The organism is Lachnoclostridium sp. An138, assembly GCF_002160765.1.
Taxonomy (GTDB): Bacteria; Bacillota; Clostridia; order Lachnospirales; family Lachnospiraceae; genus Laedolimicola; species Laedolimicola faecalis.
Window position 1 is genome coordinate 14,141 of record NZ_NFLF01000008.1, and the last position, 21,329, is coordinate 35,469.

Consider the following 21,329-nt stretch of genomic DNA (forward strand, 5'->3'; position numbering starts at 1 on the left):
AGGCGGCTACCAAATGAAAATAGACAGACTCGTTAGTATTATTATGATACTTCTTGATAAAAAACGTGTAGGCGCACAGGAGCTGGCAGATATGTTTGAAGTTTCTGCTCGTACAATTTACCGTGACATAGATGCAATTAGCATGGCAGGAATTCCTATTCGCTCAATATCCGGAGTAGGTGGCGGCTTTGAAATCATGCCGGAATATAAGATTGACAAAAAGGTCTTTTCGACTGCCGATCTATCTGCAATCTTGATGGGGCTTTCCAGCCTCTCTAATATGGTACGAGGTGAAGAACTGGTAACCACCCTTGCAAAAGTCAAAAGTTTTATCCCTGCCGACAGAACTAAAGATATTGAATTAAAAGTAAATCAGATATGTATAGACTTAAGCCCGTGGATAGGGAACGAAAATATACAGCCATATATAGAAACGATCAAGGCTGCCATACAGGAGCATAAATTGCTTTTCTTTGAATATACAGCTCACCAAGGAAATAAAACTACAAGGACAGTTGAACCATATCAACTCGTATTGAAAAGTAGCCATTGGTATTTTCACGGGTACTGTTATGATAGAAATGATTATCGCCTATTCAGGTTGTCCCGAATATCTGGTCTGCAAATGAAGCAGGATATTTTTACTCCACGAGATTATCAAAAACCAAATTTGGACTTTACAGACATTCTGGAGACACTGCAAACAGAAATTAAAATTCGTATTCATAAATCCGTGATGGACAGAGTGCTTGAGTTTTGCACTTATGAACACTTTACACCGGACGGTGATACACATTACATTGTGAACTTCCCATTCTTTGAAAACGAATACTACTATGGCATACTTCTCAGTTTTGGGGATAAATGTGAATGTTTGGAGCCTATTCACGTCCGTAAAGAAATAAAGCGTAAAATACATGATATAGCTACCATTTATGATAATTAGTAACTGGTAAAAGCTGCTGCGTAGGCGCTATTTCTTTTGAATTTAAGATGAAATAAAATACTACATTACATCAAATTCCATTACATTCTCATAATCTAACCTGAAATGTACAATGATATAGGGTGATATGAGAATGAACCAAGATGAAAGAAGGTTTGACTTTCACGGGCTCGGTCTGGCTCTGAAACAGGCCAGAGAGGAAAAGGGCTGGACGCAAGCCTATGTGGCGGAGTTGGTCGGTAAGACAGACCGTACCATTATGAATATTGAGAACAAAGGTCAGCACCACAGCTTCAACCTGTTTTTCAAACTCGTCACTCTGTTCGATATTTCCGTAGATCAGTTTTTCTATACAGAAGATCAGCGTGGAGAGAACAGTTGCAGAAAGCACATTGATGTGCTTTTAAGCTCGATGAATGAGAAAGAGCTTGTTGTCATGGAGGCCACAGCCGAAGGGCTCAAGAAAGCCAGAGAAACGGAGGTTCCAGAATAAGGGCCTCCGTTTTTTCGCGCCATTTTCGGGGGTTGTACAAAACGGCAAGCAATTCGAGTGTGGGCACACTCGAAATTTTTGCAGGGCCGAGGGCCTCGCAAAAATGCTTGTTGGGGAGCTCCCCAAACGGCATCAGCGCAGCGGCAGGCCTCGCCTCCCTGGAATACATCCTGGAGCACGACCTGATCAGCGCGGCGGCTGAGAAGGGAGAATACTTCATCGGAGAACTGAAGCGGATCGGGGAGAAATATCCCGGCATCTTTAAGGAAATCCGCGGGAAGGGACTGATGATTGGTCTGGAGACCTATGAGACGCCGGAAGCATACAAGTTACAGTTCGGAGACTATTATGCGGATGCCATCAACAACGATCTGGTGGATATCTACCGGATACAAGCCAACCACACCATCAACAATCCGGCAGTGTTCCGTTTCCTGCCTCCCCTGACGATCAGAAAAGAAGATCTGGATTATGTGGCGGATGCCTTTGAGAAATCGGTGAAAAAAATATATGAGACTGTAAACGGATAAAACAAAATATCCCGCCAGTCTCCTGGGGAACAATAGGGAAAGGCTCTGTTTTTCCGGAGGCTGGTGCGGTATAATGAGAGGGTATCCCGGAAGTGGGCATGCTTCTGAGATGCCTTCTTTGTATGTAAGTATTTTGTGCGCGGACATCCGGAACCCTTTCAGCCGGGGAAAGGGAGCCTGTCTGTCAGGAGATTATTCAGAATGAGGTGGCGGCCATGCCGGAAAAGATTATTTATCCCATACAGCCATATTTTGTACTGAGCTCTGCGGCGTATTATAAGAAGCTCTCCGGGCTGCCTGCGGTGTCCCATTTTTACAGATTTACGGGAAACCAGAACAGCGGACAGTGCTTTGCGGTGCCGGACGGCGCTGTGGACATTATTTTTAAATGCAGCAAAGACGCGCCTTCCGCGGAAATCTGCGGCACGGTAAAGCAGAGTGAGGACGCGGGTTTCTCTGACAGTACGACGTATTTTGGCGTGCGGCTCCTTCCCGGGATTCTGGAAAATCTGGGCGGAGCCTCCATGAAGGAATTGATGAATCACAGATATTCTCTGGAAGAGGTTCTGGGGACACACGGGCTTGCGGGGGAAATAGCGGATCTGGATTCTTTTGAGGATCAGATTCAGCTGTTTACAAAAGTTTTCTCGGAAAAAGCCGGCACCTCTGACAATGGGTCCCACAGGGTGGCGTCTGCCGTGCTGCATGAAATCTATGAAAACGACGGCGTGATCCGGGTCAGTGAGCTGGAGCAGAAGCTCCACTATTCCCGGAGACATCTGGTACGCAGTTTCGAGGAAACCACAGGACTGGACATTAAAAGCTTCAGCACTTATATCCGCTTCCAGTCTGTCTTAAAGCAGCTGAATGAGGGAAGATTCAAAAGTCTTTCTGAGGCAGCGGCAGCAGGAGGATATTTCGACCAGAATCATTTTCAGAAGGATTTCAAGCGGTTTGCCAATATCACGCCCGGCGCTTATGTGAAGCTTTTGGAGGATATGAAGTATCAGGATAAGCTGATTATTTTATGAGGTCAGCGTCCGTATACAAGGGGCCGTGTTTGACCATATTGTCCCTTGGCACGCCGGCGCCAGCCTGACAGGAGAAAGGAGGGAGCGTTGCTGTGATCGTCAGCGCCAGCAGAAGAACGGATATTCCGGCTTTCTACTCAGAATGGCTGGAAAACAGATTGAAGGAAGGCTATGTGCTGACACGCAATCCGAGAAACCCGCGTCAGATCAGCCAGATTAGTCTTGCGCCGGAAGAGGTGGACGGCATCGTGCTCTGGACCAAAAATCCGGCGCCCATGCTGGACAGGCTTTCTGCCCTCAAAGACTATCCTTATTATTTCCAGTTTACTTTGACGCCCTACGGGAAGGATGTGGAGCCGGGACTTCCTGATAAGGAGCAGGTTATGATTCCGGTATTTCAGGAGCTGTCCCGCCGGGCCGGGAAGGAACGCGTCGTCTGGCGTTACGACCCTGTCTTCTTCGGCCGGGTACACACACCGGAATGGCATCTGCAGCGGTTTCATGAGATGGCTGCCCGGCTGTCCGGGTACACGGAAGAATGTGTGATCAGCTTCCTGGATTATTACCGGAATACGGAGAGGCAGATGCGGGGGCTGGAACTTATGGACCTGTCTTTCGAGGAAAAGACGGTATTCCTGAGAAAGCTGTCGCAGGCCGCGGCCGGATACGGCCTGTGTCTGAAAACCTGCGCCGAGGCCCCGGCTTTTGGCGCGCTGGGAATTCTTCCGTCCAGCTGTGTGGACGCCGCGCGGCTGGATCGCATCAGATGCGGTATGGACGAAGACAGAAATCTGTCTGACAGCGGTTCGCAGCCTGCCGGCGGCAGCCTGAAACGGCCTGGCCGCCGCCCGGTCCCGGCTGGCCGGGACCGGAATCAGCGGCCTCTCTGCGGCTGCGCCGCCAGCGTGGATATTGGCGTGTACAATACCTGCGGCCATGGCTGCAGATACTGTTACGCCAACTATAACCCTGGCGTGATCAGCAGGTATCGGGAGAAGTATTCCCCGGAAGAGCCCCTTCTGTGCGGAAGGTTGGAAGACGGAGACAGGGTCCGGGAGAGAAGAGGATGATGTGTGGTATACTAATAGTGGACAGAGAAAATTGTTTATGCGTGCGCGAGCGTAATATTTGGTAAAGGGAGTGTAAGCAGAACATCCTCTTTTTAAATTGCCTGTCCGGGAGGTTTGAAGATATGGAGAAGATTGCAGATGGAAAGCTGAGAGAAATTTTGCAGGAAATGGGAGAACTTCTTAAACATGTATACGGTAATCGGATGAAGTAAGTAAAGGTATTCTCCATTATTGATGTAAAATATCAGGAGTATCAGGAGTGGAAAACAGTTTCCCCATTCTATAAGAACGTGGATCGGGAAGGAGCCGTGGTTTATGCAGCATGAGATAGAAATCTTGTGCAGATACCGGCTGGAACGGGCACAAGAGGATTTGCAGGCACCCGTATCGATCACAGTTCCGGTTTGTCCAAAGCGTCTATGAATCTAATCGATCTTATAATGCTTATGCGATTTTCCATAGCATCCGGGCAGTAAATATACTTGATGGATTTGATGCTTCCAAGCATAGTTCTGTGATCGCACATTTTAATCGGCCTTATGTGCATACAGGTGAATTTGATCGAGAAATATATGGATTATTGATGGAGCCTATCGCATTAGAGAAAAATGCGATTATAGTGATTTCTTTTTGGCTTCAAAAGAAGAATCAGCTGTTCAATTGGAGCATGCAGAGGCCTTTGTGAAAACCGTGGAGGCATATATTCTCAGAAAAGAGGAAGAAAAAAGAAGACAGAAACCGAAGGAGAGACTTCGGCAGAATAGAAAGCAGTCTCTAAATAGCGGCAAAGAAGAACGGATGTTCTAAAATGCGGCTATACTTTTTTGACTATCCATGCTATAATTTGCCTGACTGGAAGAAAAGCAAGCGCGGCCGGAGGGAGCATTTGCTTTTCTCTGGTCATTCTGAGCGTGCCAGAATGAACAACGTGAATTCTGGCATGTTTAGTGACCTTTAGAAATGCCAATTCCACTTTTGTTTATCTGGTGTTACGCAGTTTTGAAAAACACGTTTTGGTGACCTGAATTCGTAAAATCGAAATAGTTCGTGTATATGCCAGGCCCAAATACTTAAATTTTACGAATTTCTGCCTAATACACAAACTTTTTATTACGGTCACCTGGGAGGAAAAATAGAAAATGGGAAATCAAGGACATTCGCAATGGCCAATATCATCCAGCAGTTGAACAAGCCGACGCTGGTCATTGCACACAATAAAACCCTCGCGGCGCAGCTCTACGGTGAGTTTAAGGAGTTCTTCCCCGAGAACGCGGTGGAGTATTTTGTGTCCTAGTAGGGAGAGGACCCTTTAGGTATGCTATTTAGTGGTATTTCGTGTTTTTTATACCAGATATTGTGGACTAGGTGGACTGTATGGACCTGATAAAACATCGTTCATTTTAATCAGTATTATGTACATACAGGTAAATTTGACCGAGGAATATATAAGATTATTGATGGAGCCTACCGCATTAGAGAAAAATGCGACTATAGTGATTTCTTTTTGGCCTCGAAAGAAGAATCATCTGTTTAACTGGAGCATGCAGAGACCTTTGTGAAGACCGTGGAGGCATATATTCTCAGAAAAGAGAAAGAAAAAAAGAAGGCAGAAACGGGAGAAGAGACTCCTGCAGAATAGAAAGAAGTAGGGAAGCCTTGGACAATAAGGTTAAAAGTCTTGAAGAATGGCTGGTAGAAATTGCGTGTTTAAAAAGGCATATTGTCAATTATGCCAAAACGCGGGAAATATATGTCGAATATAGGAAGTCCAGATATATCTCCCAATTTTTTGAACTGCATAAGGAAGCTATCACTCTGCATAAAGCGGCGAAGGCTGCTTTTGATGAGCTGAATGTAAAGAAATTGCCAAAGACGAAAGAGTTGTCGAAGGAATATGCAGAGGTCTTGGCAGATAAGAAAGCTGTTTACGTTCAATATCGGAAAGCACGTTCAGAGATGAAGGAAATTTTGAAAGCAAAGAAGAATGTAGAGCAATTTTTGAGTCTTGACAATGAGGAAAAGGAGAGAGAGCAAAAGCAGAAAAAGAAAGAGCCGCAAAGATAAAGAAAGTGCTTTGCCAGTTTTTTAAGCAGTAATACAATAATTTTGTAAAGCAGGATTTAGATAGTAGACTTGGGAATTTAGATAGTTAAATCGTATTACTATTTGAAGGAGATTTTTGAGGAGATGGGAAAAGTGATGTGGCAGATAGCTTTGCTGGAAGATGAGCAGGAGTGCATCAATCTTATTTGTCATATTACAGAGAAATTCATGAAGGAGCATCATCTATTATATGATATATATATTTATACTTCTGTAGATGAACTGCTGAGAGATTTTCAAAAGGGAAAAGAAGAAGATGTTTATTTGCTTGATATAGAATTACCAGACGGAAATGGTCTGGAAGCAGCAAAATATATTCGAGAAAGAGGAGAAACACCTTTGCTTGTTTACATAACTAATTACGTTCAGTATGCGATAGCGGCTTTTGAAGTGAATACATTTCGATATATTCCCAAGACTGTACTTAGCCAGAAACTGCCTGAAGCATATCAGGCTATGCAGAAAATATTCGAAAAAAGGAAAAACCAGGATAGACAATATCTGATAGGTTGTTCAAATGATAAAACTGTAAAAATCAGATGTAGGGATATTGTGTACCTCAAAAAAGAAGGCAACTATGTAAAGCGGGAAATGGCCGTTGTGTAAGAAACGGCTATCAAACTTGATGTATATGGTAAAATACCAAAATCAATCTATCTGTATTCTACCAGAGTCCTATAATGCTTTCAACCAGAAATGGAGGTAATTTTGAAAAACAGAAAAGCAGAGCCGGGACTCCGACTGATCAATATGGAGGATGTGGTGGTGGAGCAGGTGGAATGACTACTCTATCCATTCATTCCCTATGGGAAAGTTACTATTATACAGGGAGATCCGGGAGAGGGAAAAACAACAATGGTGTTACAGATTATAGCAAAGCTGACAAAAGGTGAGCCTGTGTTGCCGGAAAAAGATGGTGAGGAAAAACCAACAGAACAGATAGGCGAGCTAGTCAATGTGTTCTACCAGACCGCAGAAGACGGGCTGGGGACACCATAAAGCCTCGTTTGCTGTCGGCTGGCGCTGACTGTTCCAAAGTGCTTGTCATTGACGATAGTGCTCAGCCTTTGACCATGTTAGATGAACGTTTGGAGCAGTCAATCCGGCAGAGGGCTTTTGGAACCTGACAGAGGTGTCTGTGAGGGCGTGTTATCAGGATACATATGACGGAGGGCGTTCATGATCAGCCGGAAGGTGAGCTGGGCCATATATTGAGGCGTTTCATCGGTATCGGAGGTCAGCCAGGTTTTCACCAGACCGATGCAGCCGGAAAGACAGAAAGAATAGGAATATTTCAGGTCTTCAATAGTGTCCGGAAAAGTCCGGCGCAGTACGTTAAGACTGTGGGTGGAAATCAGATTTTCAATGCGATGGATAAACGCGATATCCCCGTTTGGCCCCAGCAAGGCGCTGCAGATATCTTTGTTTTCTGCCAGGATCTGAAAAATATCCTCAATAAAAGGAAAGCTGGATTCGTTAAAGGGACTAACCGGATGATTCTGAATGGTCTGGCGGATCTCTTCCAGCAGTTCTTCTTCAATGGTGGAAAGCATATTGAAAATATCCGTATAATGGAGATAGAAAGTAGAACGGTTGATATCCACTTCCTCTACCAGTTCTTTTACAGTAATTTCTTTAATACTTTTTTCCTGCATAAGTTTTGCAAGCCCGGCTCGAAGCTGGGATTTTGTTTTGCGGATTCTCCGGTCAGTTTTTTCTTTCATAGATTTCTCCTTTCGAAAATATAAAAAAATTATAAACCATAGACACTAGATAGACATTTTGTCTATTAATAGACGCAACGAAGGATTATTGTCGGTTGTAAGGTATTTATAACCTTAGTATAATGCGGTATGTGTAAATAATCAACATAATATCTATTAAACTACAACTAGTTGCGCAGACAGAAAGGAGACAGGAGAATGCTGAAACTAGAGTGGAAAAAGCTGCTGAGTAATAAACTCATGTTGGTAGTTATTGTTGCGATTATTGCAATTCCTACCATTTATACCACCCTTTTTCTGGGATCCATGTGGGACCCTTACGGCAATATGGACAAATTGCCCGTGGCTGTGGTGAATGAGGATAAACCGGTAGAATATGAGGGAGAAACATTAAACATAGGAAAAGAAATGGTGGAGAATCTGAAAGAGGACGGTTCTCTGAATTTTTCTTTTACAGATAAGGAAAGGGCCCGGCAGGGGCTGAAAGACGGAAGTTATTATATGGTCATTACCATACCGGAGGATTTTTCAGCCAATGCAGCCACCCTTACCCGGGAAAAACCTGAAAAAATGGAACTTTCTTATGAAACAAACCCGGGTACCAATTACATTGCTTCTAAGATGAGCGAGACAGCTATGGAGAAAATCCAGAGTTCTGTCCGGGAAGAAGTTACCCGCACCTATGCAGAAGCGGTTTTTGAACAGATCGGTAAGGCCGGGGACGGAATGGAGGAAGCGGCAGATGGTTCCGGGAAGCTCCAGGAGGGAATCCGGGAACTTGCCTCAGGAAATGAACAGATCGAAGAGAATTTACAGGTTCTGGCAGATAGTGCTCTGGTATTCAGAGATGGCAGTCAGACCCTGGAAGAGGGACTAAAGACTTATACAGATGGAGTAACAGCCGCAGACAAGGGAGCACGTGAACTTCAGGATGGGGCCAGTGAACTGAACAAGGGGACGAAAACCCTGGACAGCGGGGCAAAAGAACTTGCCGGCGGAAGTGAAAGCCTGGATGCAGGAGCCCAGTCCCTGGAAGAGGGCATGGGACAGTTAGAAGGAAAGATCCCGGGACTTTCTCAGGGAGTCCGGGCATTATCCCAGGGGTCTTCCCAGCTTGCCGCAGGTGTCAAGACAGCGGGAGAGGGAAGCAAAAGTCTGAAGGCAGGAGCTGAACAGACAGACAGGGGTCTTGCATCTTTACAGGAAGGATTGGATCAGCTGAACAGTGCAGCATCCCAGCTTCCCGGGCAGACACAGAAACTTCAGGAAGGTACAAATGGGGTTTATGAAGGGGCAGCCCAGCTTTCCCAGGGAATGAAGCTTCTGGAAGAACAGGCAGTCCCCGGCATTTCTGCCAGTATTGATCAGGTAAACGGACAGCTGCAGGATGGAGGAAAACAGGTTTTTGACTCTGTGAAAGAGGGCGCGGACCAGTTAAAGTCCAGTACCGATCAGCTCCTTGCGGGGATTCAGGGAACGGAGAGCATGTCCCAGGAAACAGGAAGTGGGGACCAGCTGGGCGATACTTTAGAGGGGAATGCCCAGGAAGCCGGAAACCAGGCAGAGGCAGCCCAGGCTGCGGCAGAAAATCTGGGAGGTGTGGAAAGTACAGACGCCTCTTATTTAAGTGATTCCTTGCAGCAGGCAATTGATTCAGGAGATATAGATGCAGTGGCATCCGTTGCCTGGGAGGCAGTGGCAGCTGCACAGCAAAACGCCGATGCAGCCAATGAGGCGGGAAGCCGTCTCCAGGAAGCTTCTCAGGCTCTTGGGAACAGCAGTGCCGCCCTGTCTCAGGCTCAGCAGACCATGGCAGAGGCAGCCCGGCAGGCCCGGGATATGACCGGGGCCGGTTTGGCAGGGGAAAATTCTACAGACCTGAGCAGTGTGGTAAAGGGTCTTCAGGCATTATCAGAAGGTCTGGGACAGTTGTCTGCTCAGACAGAAACAGCCGGAGAACAGTATCTGGCAGGAGTGGACAGCGGCATGGAGCAGCTGAAGAGCGGAATCGGCACACAGGTTGGAGACAGCCTGTCTCAGCTGAGGGAAGGTGCTGACCGTCTTACCCAGGAAAGTGGAGAAGTGAACCGGGGAGTAGAACAGCTGACTGAGGCGGCACCTGCACTTGCCGGCGGAATCCAGAGTGCAAAGGATGGAGCCGGAGCACTGAAGACACAGGGAACGGAAGCACTGGTACAGGGAGCCGGGCAGCTGGATGAGGGATTTGGCCGTCTGGTACAGGGAAGTTCTGATCTGGATAAAGGAGTACAGGAAATGCAGGGACAGCTTCCGGCTCTTTCCCAGGGAGTGGAACAGCTGTCCCAGGGAGCAAAGGATCTGAAACAGGGAACCGGAAGTCTGAAGACAGGAGCCCAGACCCTTTCTCAGGGAGCAGGAACTCTTTCGGCGGGTATGGATACCTTGGTAGCCGGAACCAGCAAGTTGTCCCAGGGAACCGGCCAGCTTACTGCAAACAATCAGGCTCTTCTTGGAGGAGCGGTACAGCTGGAGGACGGAGCCTCCCAGATCAGCAGCGGAGCTTCCCAGCTTCATGACGGAAGTAAAACTCTTGGATCCGGGATTGAACAGCTGGCGGAAGGAACTAGGACTTTAAAAGACAGTCTGGCAGATGGGGCAAAACAGATCCGGGATACGAATAAAGGAGAAGATACGGCGGATATGTTTGCAGCTCCTGTGGAAACAAAAGAAACACAGATCACCAGGGTAGAAAATAACGGCCATGCCATGGCCCCCTATATGATGTCTGTGGCACTTTGGGTAGGCTGTATTGCCTTTAGTCTTATGTATCCGCTGACGAAGTACAGCGGAAAGCTGAAATCCGGTCTGGCCTGGTGGGGAAGCAAGGCATCGGTACTGTATCTGATTGCCCTGCTCCAGGCAGCGGTGATGATCTTTATGCTTCATCTGTGTGACGGTTTTGAGCCGGTGGAAATGGGGAAAACCCTGGCGGTGGCCTGTCTGGCTTCGGTGGCTTTTATGTCTGTGATGTATTTCTTTACCAATACTTTTGGCAAAGTGGGAAGTTTCCTGATGCTGGTATTTATGGTGATCCAGCTGGCAGGTTCTGTGGGAACCTACCCCCTGGAACTGTCCGGAAGCTTTGTCCCTTATCTTCATGACTGGGTACCGTTCACTTATACGGTGGAAGCCTTCCGAAGTACCATATCAGGAGGAGAAAGTATTCAGGAAGCCGTAATATTCCTGACCGTTTTGTGGATCGTCTTTACCCTGCTGACCATTCTGGAGTTCCAGATCCGGACCCTTAAGATGAAAAGAGGAAAAAGGACTCTGGATAACTGGTTAGAGGAAAAGGGACTGGCATAAGAGAAAAAAGAAGGGAAAGGACTTTGTATTGCCTTTGAAAAGACAGTGCAGGGTCCTTTTTTTCGGCCATCCATACACTATAATTTATATGAGGTATGATATGGACAGACAGCGGGAACGGAAGCATCCGGGATTTTTCTGCAGACACCCTCCCCGGACAGTAAAAGGATAAGAAGGTATCATTGGAATTGTATGCGGGGACCTATGTGGTATATTCCAATGTCAGTGTGAAGGAGTTCCTGGAGTTCTGGCTGGAAAATGATATCCGGAACCGTGTGGGAAGTGCAGAGACCTACGATAATTACCGGGACATTGTGAAGAACCACATCGTTCCCCATTGGGGGAAGCGGAAAATGACGGACATTAACAGAGGGGATGTAGTAAAGCTCTATAAGGAAAAGACAGAGTATTCTCCTTCTGTAGCCAGGCTCCTGAAAACCGTGATGAATGTTTCCATGAAGTATGCAGTGGATAAGAAGGTCCGTGCAGATAATCCGGCGGAGGGCATAGACTTGCCAAAAAAGGTGGCAAAAAAGCCATACCATACCAGAAACATCGACACGCAGAAAACTTTGAATATGGAGCAGACACTGATTCTGCTGGAGGCCAGCAGGGACACGCCGATTCATATGCAGGTGCTGTTCAACGTACTGATGGGGCTCAGGCGCCGGGAGATCAATGGAGTGAAATACTCTGATGTGGATTATATTAACCGGACGCTGAGAGTAGAGCGGCAGCTGGGGAAGAGGCTCAACACAAAGAAGGAGGATTTTGCACCCAAGACTTTTACAAAGCAGGAAGTGAGGCTGAAGACACCGTCCAGCTACCGGGATATCCCTATACCGGATTATGTATTTGAAGCGATTCTGGAGCAGAGGAAGATATACGAGAGGAACCGGAGCCGCAGAAAGAACCAATTTCAGGATGATGATTACATCTGCTGTTCCAGTTACGGGCGCTCACGTGGCAAGGATTTTCATTTTAAACATTATAAGCGACTTCTGAAGGAAAATAACTTACCCAACATCCGCTGGCATGATTTAAGAAGTACCTTTTGTACTCTTCTTTTGAAAAATGACTTCAATCCGAAAGCTGTCTCCAAACTGATGGGCCACGCAAAAGAGATTATCACAATGGATGTATATGGAGACAACCGGGGAATTATCGCTGACTGTGTGGATGAGATACAGCCGTTTATTGATGAAGTCCTGCCGACAGAGGATGAAGATTCTGAGATTAAGACAGAGAATATAGAAGTGGTTATCTCAGCAGATGACTATCTTAAGTAAAATTGAACATACTAGAAAAAGAAGTGTAGCGGCAGAGAGGAACGGATGTTCTAAAATGCGGCTATACTTTTTTGACTATCCATGCTATAATTTGCCTGACTGGAAGAAAAGCAAGCGCGGCCGGAGGGAGCATTTGCTTTTCTCTGGTTAGGCAGCGAAGAACCGAAGGTTCTGAGCGTGCCAGAATGAACAACGTGAATTCTGGCATGTTTGGTGACCTTTAGAAATGCCAATTTCACTTTTGTTTATCTGGTGTTACGCAGTTTTGAAAAACACATTTTGGTGACCTGAATTCGTAAAAAAGAAAAAGTTCGTGTATATGCCAGGCCAAAATACTCAAATTTTACGAATTTCGGGCATATACTCGAACTTTTTACTACGGTCATCTGGGAGGAAAAATAGAAAATGGGAAATCAAGGACATTCGCAATCCGCTGGCAAAGACCAGCTCCCTGCTCATGAAACCGGCAAAAAAGCTGCCGGTTTCAAATTACACTCAGAATATCAGCCCACCGGCGACCAGCCCCAGGCGATCGAGGCGCTTGTAAAAGGGTTCCGGGAAGGCAACCAAGCCCAGACTTTACTGGGGGTTACGGGATCTGGCAAGACCTTCACGATGGCCAATGTCATTCAGCAGCTGAACAAGCCGACGCTGGTCATCGCCCACAATAAAACCCTCGCGGCACAGCTCTACGGGGAGTTTAAGGAGTTCTTCCCCGAGAACGCAGTGGAGTATTTTGTGTCCTACTATGATTATTATCAGCCGGAGGCATATGTGCCTTCTACAGATACCTACATTGCCAAGGATTCCGCCATCAACGATGAGATCGACAAGCTCCGCCTGTCGGCTACTGCGGCGCTCATCGAGCGCCGCGACGTCATCATCGTCTCTTCGGTGTCCTGTATCTATGGCCTGGGTGAACCGGAAAACTTTGAGAAGATGATGGTGTCCCTGCGGCCGGGAATGGAAAAGGACCGGGACGAGGTGCTGCGGCAGCTTGTGGATATCCAGTATGACCGAAATGATATGGATTTCAAGCGCGGTACCTTCCGGGTGCGGGGAGATGTGATCGAGATCATTCCGGCCAATGAGGCGGAGACTGCCGTGCGGGTGGAATTTTTCGGCGACGAGATCGACCGGATTACCCGGATTGATGTGCTGACCGGGGAGATTAAAGAAGAACTGAATCATGTGGCGATTTTTCCGGCCTCCCATTATGTGGTGCCTGCGGAGCAGATTAAACGGGCGGCCGCGGCCATTGAGGAGGAACTGGAGGAGCGCGTCCGGTATTTCAAGAGCGAGGATAAGCTGCTGGAGGCCCAGCGGATTGCAGAGCGGACGAATTTCGATATCGAGATGCTGAAGGAAACGGGTTTCTGTTCCGGCATCGAGAATTATTCCCGCCATCTGGCAGGCTATGCGCCGGGGACGCCGCCCAACACTCTGATGGATTATTTTAAGGATGATTTTCTGATTATTATTGACGAGTCTCATAAGACGATTCCGCAGATCAGGGGCATGTTCGCGGGGGACCAGTCCCGGAAGAAAACCCTGGTAGATTATGGCTTCCGCCTGCCTTCTGCCATGGATAACCGCCCCTTGAATTTTGGAGAATTTGAAAGTAAAATAGATCAGATCCTGTTTGTATCAGCCACGCCGGGAGAATATGAGGCGGATCATGAGATGCTGCGGGCCGAGCAGATTATCCGGCCTACAGGACTTCTGGACCCGAAGGTGGAGGTGCGCCCGGTAGAAGGACAGATCGATGACCTGGTGGGCGAAGTCAATAAGGAGACTGCGGCAGGCCATAAAATTCTGATTACGACGCTGACCAAGCGGATGGCAGAGGACCTGACAGATTATATGCGTGAGCTTGGCATCCGCGTGAAATACCTGCATTCTGATATCGATACGCTGGAGCGGACGCAGATTATCCGGGATATGCGTCTTGATGTCTTTGACGTGCTGGTGGGAATCAATCTGCTCCGGGAAGGTCTGGATATTCCGGAGATCACGCTGGTGGCAATTCTGGATGCGGACAAGGAAGGATTTCTGCGTTCGGAGGTATCTCTGATTCAGACTATCGGCCGCGCGGCCCGGAACTCGGAAGGTCATGTCATCATGTACGCGGACACCATCACAGATTCCATGCGTCTGGCTATTGATGAGACGGAGAGAAGACGGACGCTGCAGGAGGCATACAATAAGGAACACGGTATCACGCCGAAGACCATTCAGAAATCAGTCCGGGAGCTTATCAGCATTTCGAAGGAGATTGCCCAGGAGGAGCTGCGGTTCGAGAAAGATCCGGAGTCCATGAGCAGGAAGGAACTGGAGAAGCTGATTGCGGATATCGACAAGAAGATGAAGAAGGCTGCCGCGGAGCTGAATTTCGAGCTGGCCGCAGAGCTGCGCGACAAGATGATTGAGCTGAAGAAGCAGCTTGCGGATCTGTAGGAAAATCGCGGGAAATCTGTGCAATAATGGAAGAAAACCGCAGACGATACCCGGCGGAAATCCGGCAGGAATATTTTCCGGGTTCCGGCGCAGGCTATAGAGCAAAAGATAAGAGGAGTATTATGAAAAACTGTATCAGAATCAGAGGAGCAAATGAACATAATCTGAAAAATCTGGATCTGGACATCCCCAGAGATAAATTTGTTGTGCTGACGGGGTTAAGCGGTTCCGGAAAGTCCTCGCTGGCTTTCGATACCATTTATGCGGAAGGACAGAGAAGGTATATGGAATCCCTGTCTTCCTATGCGCGCCAGTTCCTGGGACAGATGGAGAAACCCAATGTGGAGAGCATAGAGGGTCTGTCTCCCGCTATCTCCATTGACCAGAAGTCTACCAACCGGAACCCCAGGTCTACGGTGGGAACGGTGACGGAAATCTACGATTATTTCCGTCTGCTCTACGCGCGGATTGGAATTCCCCACTGTCCCAAATGCGGCAAGGAGATCAAAAAGCAGAGCGTGGACCAGATGGTGGACCAGATCATGGCGCTGCCGGAGCGGACCAGAATTCAGCTGCTGGCTCCGGTGGTAAAAGGACGCAAGGGCGAGCATGTGAAGGTGCTGGAACAGGCCAGAAAAAGCGGCTTTGTGCGTGTGAAGATTGACGGAAATCTTTACGAGCTTTCTGAGGACATCAAACTGGAAAAGAATGTAAAACACTTGATAGAGATTGTGGTGGACCGTCTGGTGGTGAAGCCGGGCATTGAGCGGCGCTTGGCGGATTCCATTGAGACTGTGCTGAATCTGGCAGAGGGACTTCTGATTGTGGAGATTGTAGGAGGAAGTGAGGAGGAAGTTCTGTCCTTCAGTTCCAGCTATGCCTGCCCGGACTGCGGCATCAGTATGGAGGAAATTGAGCCCAGAAGCTTTTCCTTCAATAATCCCTTCGGCGCCTGCCCGGACTGTTACGGACTGGGTTATAAGATGGAATTTGATGAGGATCTGATGATTCCCGATAAATCCCTAAGCATTGCGGAGGGAGCCATTGCAGTTATGGGCTGGCAGTCCTGTACGGACCCGTCCAGCTTCACCTATGCTCTTTTGAAGGCACTTTCGGAAGAATATCATTTTGATTTGAATACACCCTATGAAAAGCTGTCTCCGGAAATCCAGAATATACTGATTCACGGAACGGACGGCCGCAAGGTGAAGGTCCATTATAAGGGGCAGAGAGGCCAGGGCGTTTATGATGTGGCCTTTGAGGGACTAATTAAAAATGTGGAACGGCGTTACCGTGAGACGGGTTCGGAAATCGTAAAACAGGAATACGAGACGTTTATGCGGATCACACCCTGTAAGACCTGCGGCGGCCAGCGTCTGAAAAAGACTTCTCTGGCAGTGACAGTAGCGGATAAAAATATTGCGGAGATTACCGCCATGTCTGTCCGGACGCTGTATGATTTTCTGAAGGACCTGCGGCTTACGCCCCAGCAGGAGCTGATCGGCGCCCAGATTCTGAAGGAAATCCGCGCCCGAATCGGATTCCTGGTGGATGTGGGACTGGAGTATCTGACTTTGGCCCGGGCTACAGGGACCCTGTCCGGCGGCGAAGCTCAACGAATCCGTCTGGCGACCCAGATAGGTTCGGGCCTGGTGGGTGTGGCTTATATTCTGGATGAGCCCAGCATCGGCCTTCACCAGAGGGACAATGACAAGCTGCTGGCGACGCTGAAGCGCCTGCGGGATCTGGGCAATACGCTGATTGTGGTGGAGCATGATGAGGACACCATGTTTGCGGCAGATTATATTGTGGATATCGGACCGGGTGCCGGAGAACACGGCGGCCGTCTGGTGGCCGCGGGAACCGCGGAGGATATCATGGCCTGCCCGGAGTCCATTACAGGCGCCTACTTAAGCGGCCGGCTTCAGATTCCGGTGCCGGAAAAGCGCCGGACGCCCACAGGCTGGCTTACGGTCAAGGGAGCGGCAGAAAATAACCTGAAGAATATCCAGGTGGCGTTCCCTCTGGGCGTTATGACCTGCGTGACCGGCGTATCCGGATCGGGAAAGAGTTCGCTGGTCAATGAGATTCTGTATAAAACCCTTGCAAAGAAGCTGAACCGCGCAAGGACGATTCCGGGAAAATATAAATCTATGGAGGGTGTGGAGCAGCTGGATAAAGTCATTGCCATTGATCAGTCTCCCATTGGACGCACACCCAGATCAAATCCGGCTACTTATACGGGAGTTTTTGATCAGATCCGGGATCTTTTTGCCTCTACGCCCGACGCCAAGAGCCGAGGCTACAAAAAGGGCCGTTTCAGCTTTAATGTGAAAGGCGGCCGCTGTGAGGCATGTTCCGGTGACGGTATCATAAAAATAGAGATGCATTTCCTGCCGGATGTGTATGTGCCCTGCGAGGTATGCCAGGGAAAACGGTATAACCGTGAGACGCTGGAGGTTAAATATAAAGGAAAGAGCATTTACGATGTGCTGGATATGACTGTGGAGGAGGCTTTGGAGTTTTTTGAACCGGTTCCTTCTATCCGCAGAAAGATAGAGACCCTGAATGACGTGGGGCTTTCCTATATCAGGCTGGGCCAGCCTTCCACGACCCTGTCCGGAGGAGAGGCCCAGAGAATCAAGCTGGCCACGGAGCTCTCCCGCCGCAGTACAGGAAGAACCATTTACATTCTGGACGAGCCCACCACGGGACTTCATTTCGCGGATGTCCATAAACTGACGGAGATCCTGCAGCGCCTGGCTGAGGGCGGCAATACGGTCATTGTCATTGAGCATAACCTGGATGTGATTAAGACCGCGGATTATATCATTGATATGGGCCCGGAAGGCGGAGACCGCGGCGGCACTGTGATTGCCAGGGGAACGCCTGAGGAGGTGGCTGAGCAGGAGGTGTCTTATACAGGCCGGTATCTGAAAAAGTATCTGAAGCCCAGAAAATAGATGTGAGACGGAATGGGAAAAGTCCGCTCTTAACGCAGGGGTTGTGTAAATTTCAAATTTTGCATATAATGTATCGTAACGAAGTAAAATGAAAGTGAACAGGACACTGTATACAGATATGAAGAATGAGAATTTATACAAAACCTTATGTGAGATAAACGGGGCGGAAAATGTACTTCGGGATGAGCCTATGAAAAAGCACACGACCTTCCGAATCGGCGGCCCGGCCCGCTGCTTTTGCCTTCCGCAGACAGCGGCCCAGCTTGCGGAGACGGTGGAAGCCTGCGAAGAAGCGGGTGAGCCCTGGTATATTCTGGGGAACGGCAGCAATGTGCTGGTGAGCGATGATGGATATGACGGTGTGGTGATACAGCTCTTTCACAATTTCGAAGCGGTCCGCATCGAAGGGTGCCTGATGGAGCTGGAAGCAGGAGTGCTTCTGGTGAAGGCGGCACACCTGGCGGCCAGAGAAGGGCTTACCGGCCTGGAATTTGCTTCCGGGATTCCGGGGACGCTTGGAGGAGCCCTGGTCATGAATGCGGGAGCCTACGGCGGAGAAATGAAAGACGTAGTGCGGGAAGCGCTTGTGATGAGAAAGGACGGAAAGCTTCTCAGACTGAAGCGGGAAGAGCTGGAGCTGGGCTATCGGACCAGTGTGATTGCCCGGGAGGGCTACGTGGTGCTGAGCGTGCTTCTGGAGCTTCGAAAGGGCGATCCGGAAGAAATCGAGACCCGTATGCAGGAGCTTCGGACGGCAAGGACGGAGAAGCAGCCGCTGGAATACCCCAGCGCTGGAAGTACCTTTAAGAGGCCGGAAGGTTATTTCGCTGGAAAACTGATTATGGATGCCGGGCTTCGGGGATACCGTCTGGGCGGAGCGCAGGTTTCTGAAAAGCACTGCGGTTTTGTGATCAATACGGGAGACGCCACGGCGGAGGATGTTATGAACCTTATCCGGCATGTGCAGTCCGAAGTCAGCAGACAGTTTGGCGTGGAACTGGAAATGGAAGTAAAGACACTGGGGTTCTGAAGAATTCCGGGACTCCTGCTGCGGAGAAGATATATCAGGCAGGGTACGCCGGGATGGAGCGGGAATGGCAGCAAGAGGAGAGGCATTTGAGGGAGAATACAAATGAGATTTGTGATAGTAACCGGGATGTCCGGTGCAGGCAGAGGAACTTCGCTGAAAATATTGGAAGATGCAGGTTATTTCTGCGTGGATAATCTTCCGATTTCGCTGATCGGCAAATTTGCGGAGCTGATTTATTCCAGCACCAGTGAGATTTCCAAGGTGGCTCTGGGATTGGATATCCGCAGCGGCAAGACGCTGGATGAGCTGACCTCCACACTGGAGAAGCTGACCATGGCCGGATATAAATATGAAATTCTGTTCCTGGATGCTTCGGACGAAGTCCTGGTGAAGAGATACAAGGAAACAAGAAGAAATCACCCGCTTGCGCAGGAGGGCCGCATCATTGAGGGAATTGTTCAGGAGAGAAAAAAACTGCTCTTTCTGAAAAAGCAGGCAGATTACATTATTGATACCAGCAGCCTTCTGACAAGGGAGCTGAAGCAGGAGCTGGATAAGATTTTTGTGCAGAATCAGGACTTCAAGAATCTGGTGATTACAGTCCTGTCCTTTGGCTTCAAATATGGAATTCCCAATGACTCGGATCTGGTGTTTGACGTGAGATTTCTTCCGAATCCCTACTATTATGAAGAACTGAGAGCCTTGAGCGGAAATGACAAAGAGGTTCAGGACTTTGTGATGGGATTCGAGGTGTCCCACCGGTTTCTGGACAAGCTGATCGATATGATACAGTTTCTGATTCCCAACTATGTGCTGGAAGGAAAGAACCAGCTGGTGATTTCCATCGGCTGTACAGGCGGAAAGCACCGTTCTGTGACGCTGGCCAACAGGCTGTATGAGCGTCTGCGGGAAAATGCGGATTACGCGGTCCGGATTGAGCACCGGGATATTGAAAAGGACGCAATTGTGAAGGCCCACTGAAAGAGTTTGGTGTCCCGGTTTTGTGAACCGCGGCGGTTCCCGAACCGGGCCTGAGAAACAGTATGAGGTGACAGATGTCATTTTCCAGTGAAATTAAGCAGGAGCTGTCCTGGCAGCTCCCGTCTGCCAGACACTGCCGTCTTGCGGAGATTTCCGCCATTCTAAGCTTCTGCAGCCATGTGGAAGCGGGGACGGAGGGAACCGGAAATGTAAGAATGCATACGGAAAATCTGGCAGTTGCAAGAAAATACTTTACATTATTGAAAAAAACATTTAATATAAACATGAACGTGTCGGTTCGTCAGAACAGAAAGCCTCATGGGAATAGGAGCTTTGAGATTACGGCCCTGACGGATATGACAGCGGTCAGGCATGTTTTGATCCAGAATCCATGCTGCAGGCGCGCTTATATCCGTGGAGCGTTTCTGGCCTCCGGTTCCGTCAGCGACCCGGAAAAGGGGTATCATTTCGAGATTGTATGCGCCGACTCTGCCAGAGCAGAGCAGCTTTCCGCCATGCTGGAAAGCTTTGGAATTGAAGCGAAGATTACGCTTCGCAAGCACAGTTACATTCTATATGTTAAGGAAGGTTCACAGATAGCAGATATTCTGAATGTGATGGAAGCACATGTGGGGCTGATGAAATTTGAGAATATCCGTATCCTGAAAGAAATGCGGAATTCTGTAAACCGGCAGGTGAACTGCGAGACTGCCAACCTGAATAAAACCGTTTCTGCAGCGGTGAAGCAGATTGAGGATATCCAGTATATCCAGAGCACAATCGGCTTCGAAAAGCTGCCTGAGAATCTGGCTGAGATAGCCAGGCTGCGTCTGGAGCAGCCTGGAATGTCACTGAAGGAGCTGGGACAGATGCTCACTCCGCCGGTGGGAAAATCAGGGGTGAACCACAGACTCAGGAAGCTGAGTTTTATTGCAGAGGAGCTAAGGGAACACAAGGAGGAGAGAATATTATGATTAAGCAGGAGATCACGATTCAAATTCCAGATGGGTTGGAGGCCAGACCGGTGGCCTTGCTGGTGCAGGTAGCAAGTCAGTATGGCAGCGAAATCTATGTGGAAAGTGACAACAAGAAAGTGAACGCCAAGAGCATCATGGGAATGATGACCCTGGGTCTTTACGCGGGCGAGACAGTGACCGTTTCCGCCAATGGAGAAGACGAGGAAGAGGCTCTTGCCAATATAGAAAAGTTTTTAAGCAGCAAGTAAGAAGGATGCACAGGGGCTGCCGCAAAAGGATGCGGCAGTCCTTGTATTTTTGTGGGAAATTTGCTATGATGAAATATACCTCTGGATCATGGGAAACAGCAGCAGTCCGGACAGAATTCCGGCCGGATTACTGCGTGTCCAC

16 protein-coding genes and 2 pseudogenes are annotated in these 21,329 nt (G+C 48.6%); 17 read left to right on the top strand and 1 reads right to left on the bottom strand.

What is annotated here, in order from left to right:
- Positions 1-13 precede the first annotated feature (13 nt).
- The 9 genes and pseudogenes from B5E82_RS08380 to B5E82_RS18840 form a co-directional block, all read left to right on the top strand.
- Entirely contained in the window at positions 14-946 is a 933-nt protein-coding gene (locus B5E82_RS08380) for a helix-turn-helix transcriptional regulator (protein ID WP_087307120.1), read from the top strand.
- Between the two features lie 133 nt (positions 947-1,079).
- The gene (locus B5E82_RS08385) at positions 1,080-1,439 is read left to right on the top strand and encodes a helix-turn-helix domain-containing protein (protein WP_087307121.1); all 360 of its coding nucleotides are present in this window, start codon (positions 1,080-1,082) and stop codon (positions 1,437-1,439) included.
- A 110-nt stretch (positions 1,440-1,549) separates the two neighbouring features.
- Positions 1,550-1,969, top strand: a complete 420-nt coding sequence (locus B5E82_RS08390) for an aminotransferase class III-fold pyridoxal phosphate-dependent enzyme (RefSeq protein ID WP_162610742.1) — start codon at positions 1,550-1,552, stop codon at positions 1,967-1,969.
- A 215-nt stretch (positions 1,970-2,184) separates the two neighbouring features.
- Entirely contained in the window at positions 2,185-3,000 is an 816-nt protein-coding gene (locus tag B5E82_RS08395) for a helix-turn-helix domain-containing protein (protein WP_140393105.1), read from the top strand.
- A 92-nt stretch (positions 3,001-3,092) separates the two neighbouring features.
- Entirely contained in the window at positions 3,093-4,070 is a 978-nt protein-coding gene (locus B5E82_RS08400) for a DUF1848 domain-containing protein (RefSeq protein WP_087307124.1), read from the top strand.
- 1,141 nt (positions 4,071-5,211) lie between these two features.
- Positions 5,212-5,361: pseudogene (locus B5E82_RS08405) on the top strand (DEAD/DEAH box helicase family protein); the annotation flags it as partial.
- Between the two features lie 365 nt (positions 5,362-5,726).
- A complete protein-coding gene (locus B5E82_RS08410; protein WP_087307125.1) occupies positions 5,727-6,134 on the top strand; it encodes a hypothetical protein in 408 nt (135 codons plus the stop codon).
- 123 nt (positions 6,135-6,257) lie between these two features.
- Entirely contained in the window at positions 6,258-6,779 is a 522-nt protein-coding gene (locus B5E82_RS08415; RefSeq protein ID WP_087307126.1) for a LytR/AlgR family response regulator transcription factor, read from the top strand.
- A 90-nt stretch (positions 6,780-6,869) separates the two neighbouring features.
- Positions 6,870-7,282: pseudogene (locus B5E82_RS18840) on the top strand (AAA family ATPase); the annotation flags it as partial.
- Here B5E82_RS18840 and B5E82_RS08425 read toward each other — a convergent pair.
- Complete coding sequence (locus B5E82_RS08425; RefSeq protein ID WP_087307127.1) at positions 7,271-7,897, bottom strand: TetR-like C-terminal domain-containing protein; 627 nt, start codon at positions 7,895-7,897, stop codon at positions 7,271-7,273. The pseudogene B5E82_RS18840 and the gene B5E82_RS08425 sit on opposite strands and share 12 nt — an antisense overlap.
- A 198-nt stretch (positions 7,898-8,095) precedes the next feature.
- Between B5E82_RS08425 and B5E82_RS08430 the strand changes: the two genes are divergently transcribed.
- The 8 genes from B5E82_RS08430 to B5E82_RS08465 all read left to right on the top strand — a co-directional run bounded on the left by B5E82_RS08430 (position 8,096) and on the right by B5E82_RS08465 (position 21,187).
- Entirely contained in the window at positions 8,096-11,242 is a 3,147-nt protein-coding gene (locus B5E82_RS08430) for a YhgE/Pip domain-containing protein (protein WP_087307128.1), read from the top strand.
- Positions 11,243-11,424: 182 nt separating this feature from the next.
- Entirely contained in the window at positions 11,425-12,531 is a 1,107-nt protein-coding gene (locus B5E82_RS08435) for a tyrosine-type recombinase/integrase (RefSeq protein ID WP_087307129.1), read from the top strand.
- A gap of 405 nt (positions 12,532-12,936) precedes the next feature.
- Complete coding sequence (gene uvrB, locus B5E82_RS08440; protein ID WP_087307130.1) at positions 12,937-14,988, top strand: excinuclease ABC subunit UvrB; 2,052 nt, start codon at positions 12,937-12,939, stop codon at positions 14,986-14,988.
- Between the two features lie 122 nt (positions 14,989-15,110).
- Entirely contained in the window at positions 15,111-17,951 is a 2,841-nt protein-coding gene (gene uvrA, locus B5E82_RS08445) for an excinuclease ABC subunit UvrA (RefSeq protein ID WP_087307217.1), read from the top strand.
- A gap of 118 nt (positions 17,952-18,069) precedes the next feature.
- A complete protein-coding gene (murB, locus tag B5E82_RS08450; RefSeq protein WP_087307218.1) occupies positions 18,070-18,981 on the top strand; it encodes a UDP-N-acetylmuramate dehydrogenase in 912 nt (303 codons plus the stop codon).
- A 102-nt stretch (positions 18,982-19,083) separates the two neighbouring features.
- A complete protein-coding gene (gene rapZ / locus B5E82_RS08455) occupies positions 19,084-19,962 on the top strand; it encodes an RNase adapter RapZ (protein ID WP_087307131.1) in 879 nt (292 codons plus the stop codon).
- Between the two features lie 74 nt (positions 19,963-20,036).
- Entirely contained in the window at positions 20,037-20,936 is a 900-nt protein-coding gene (gene whiA, locus B5E82_RS08460) for a DNA-binding protein WhiA (RefSeq protein ID WP_087307132.1), read from the top strand.
- Entirely contained in the window at positions 20,933-21,187 is a 255-nt protein-coding gene (locus tag B5E82_RS08465) for an HPr family phosphocarrier protein (protein WP_087307133.1), read from the top strand. The genes whiA and B5E82_RS08465 overlap by 4 nt, the downstream gene beginning before the upstream one ends.
- Positions 21,188-21,329 lie beyond the last annotated feature (142 nt).

Bases quoted from the DNA above. Each gene is read 5' to 3' on its own strand.
- uvrA (WP_087307217.1), top strand. From the start codon at position 15,111: ATGAAAAACTGTATCAGAATCAGAGGAGCAAATGAACATAATCTGAAA.
- uvrB (WP_087307130.1), top strand. From the start codon at position 12,937: ATGGGAAATCAAGGACATTCGCAATCCGCTGGCAAAGACCAGCTCCCT.
- B5E82_RS08380 (WP_087307120.1), top strand. From the start codon at position 14: ATGAAAATAGACAGACTCGTTAGTATTATTATGATACTTCTTGATAAA.
- B5E82_RS08425 (WP_087307127.1), bottom strand. From the start codon at position 7,897: ATGAAAGAAAAAACTGACCGGAGAATCCGCAAAACAAAATCCCAGCTT.
- murB (WP_087307218.1), top strand. From the start codon at position 18,070: ATGAAGAATGAGAATTTATACAAAACCTTATGTGAGATAAACGGGGCG.
- B5E82_RS08395 (WP_140393105.1), top strand. From the start codon at position 2,185: ATGCCGGAAAAGATTATTTATCCCATACAGCCATATTTTGTACTGAGC.
- B5E82_RS08415 (WP_087307126.1), top strand. From the start codon at position 6,258: ATGGGAAAAGTGATGTGGCAGATAGCTTTGCTGGAAGATGAGCAGGAG.
- rapZ (WP_087307131.1), top strand. From the start codon at position 19,084: ATGAGATTTGTGATAGTAACCGGGATGTCCGGTGCAGGCAGAGGAACT.
- B5E82_RS08465 (WP_087307133.1), top strand. From the start codon at position 20,933: ATGATTAAGCAGGAGATCACGATTCAAATTCCAGATGGGTTGGAGGCC.
- whiA (WP_087307132.1), top strand. From the start codon at position 20,037: ATGTCATTTTCCAGTGAAATTAAGCAGGAGCTGTCCTGGCAGCTCCCG.
- B5E82_RS08430 (WP_087307128.1), top strand. From the start codon at position 8,096: ATGCTGAAACTAGAGTGGAAAAAGCTGCTGAGTAATAAACTCATGTTG.
- B5E82_RS08385 (WP_087307121.1), top strand. From the start codon at position 1,080: ATGAACCAAGATGAAAGAAGGTTTGACTTTCACGGGCTCGGTCTGGCT.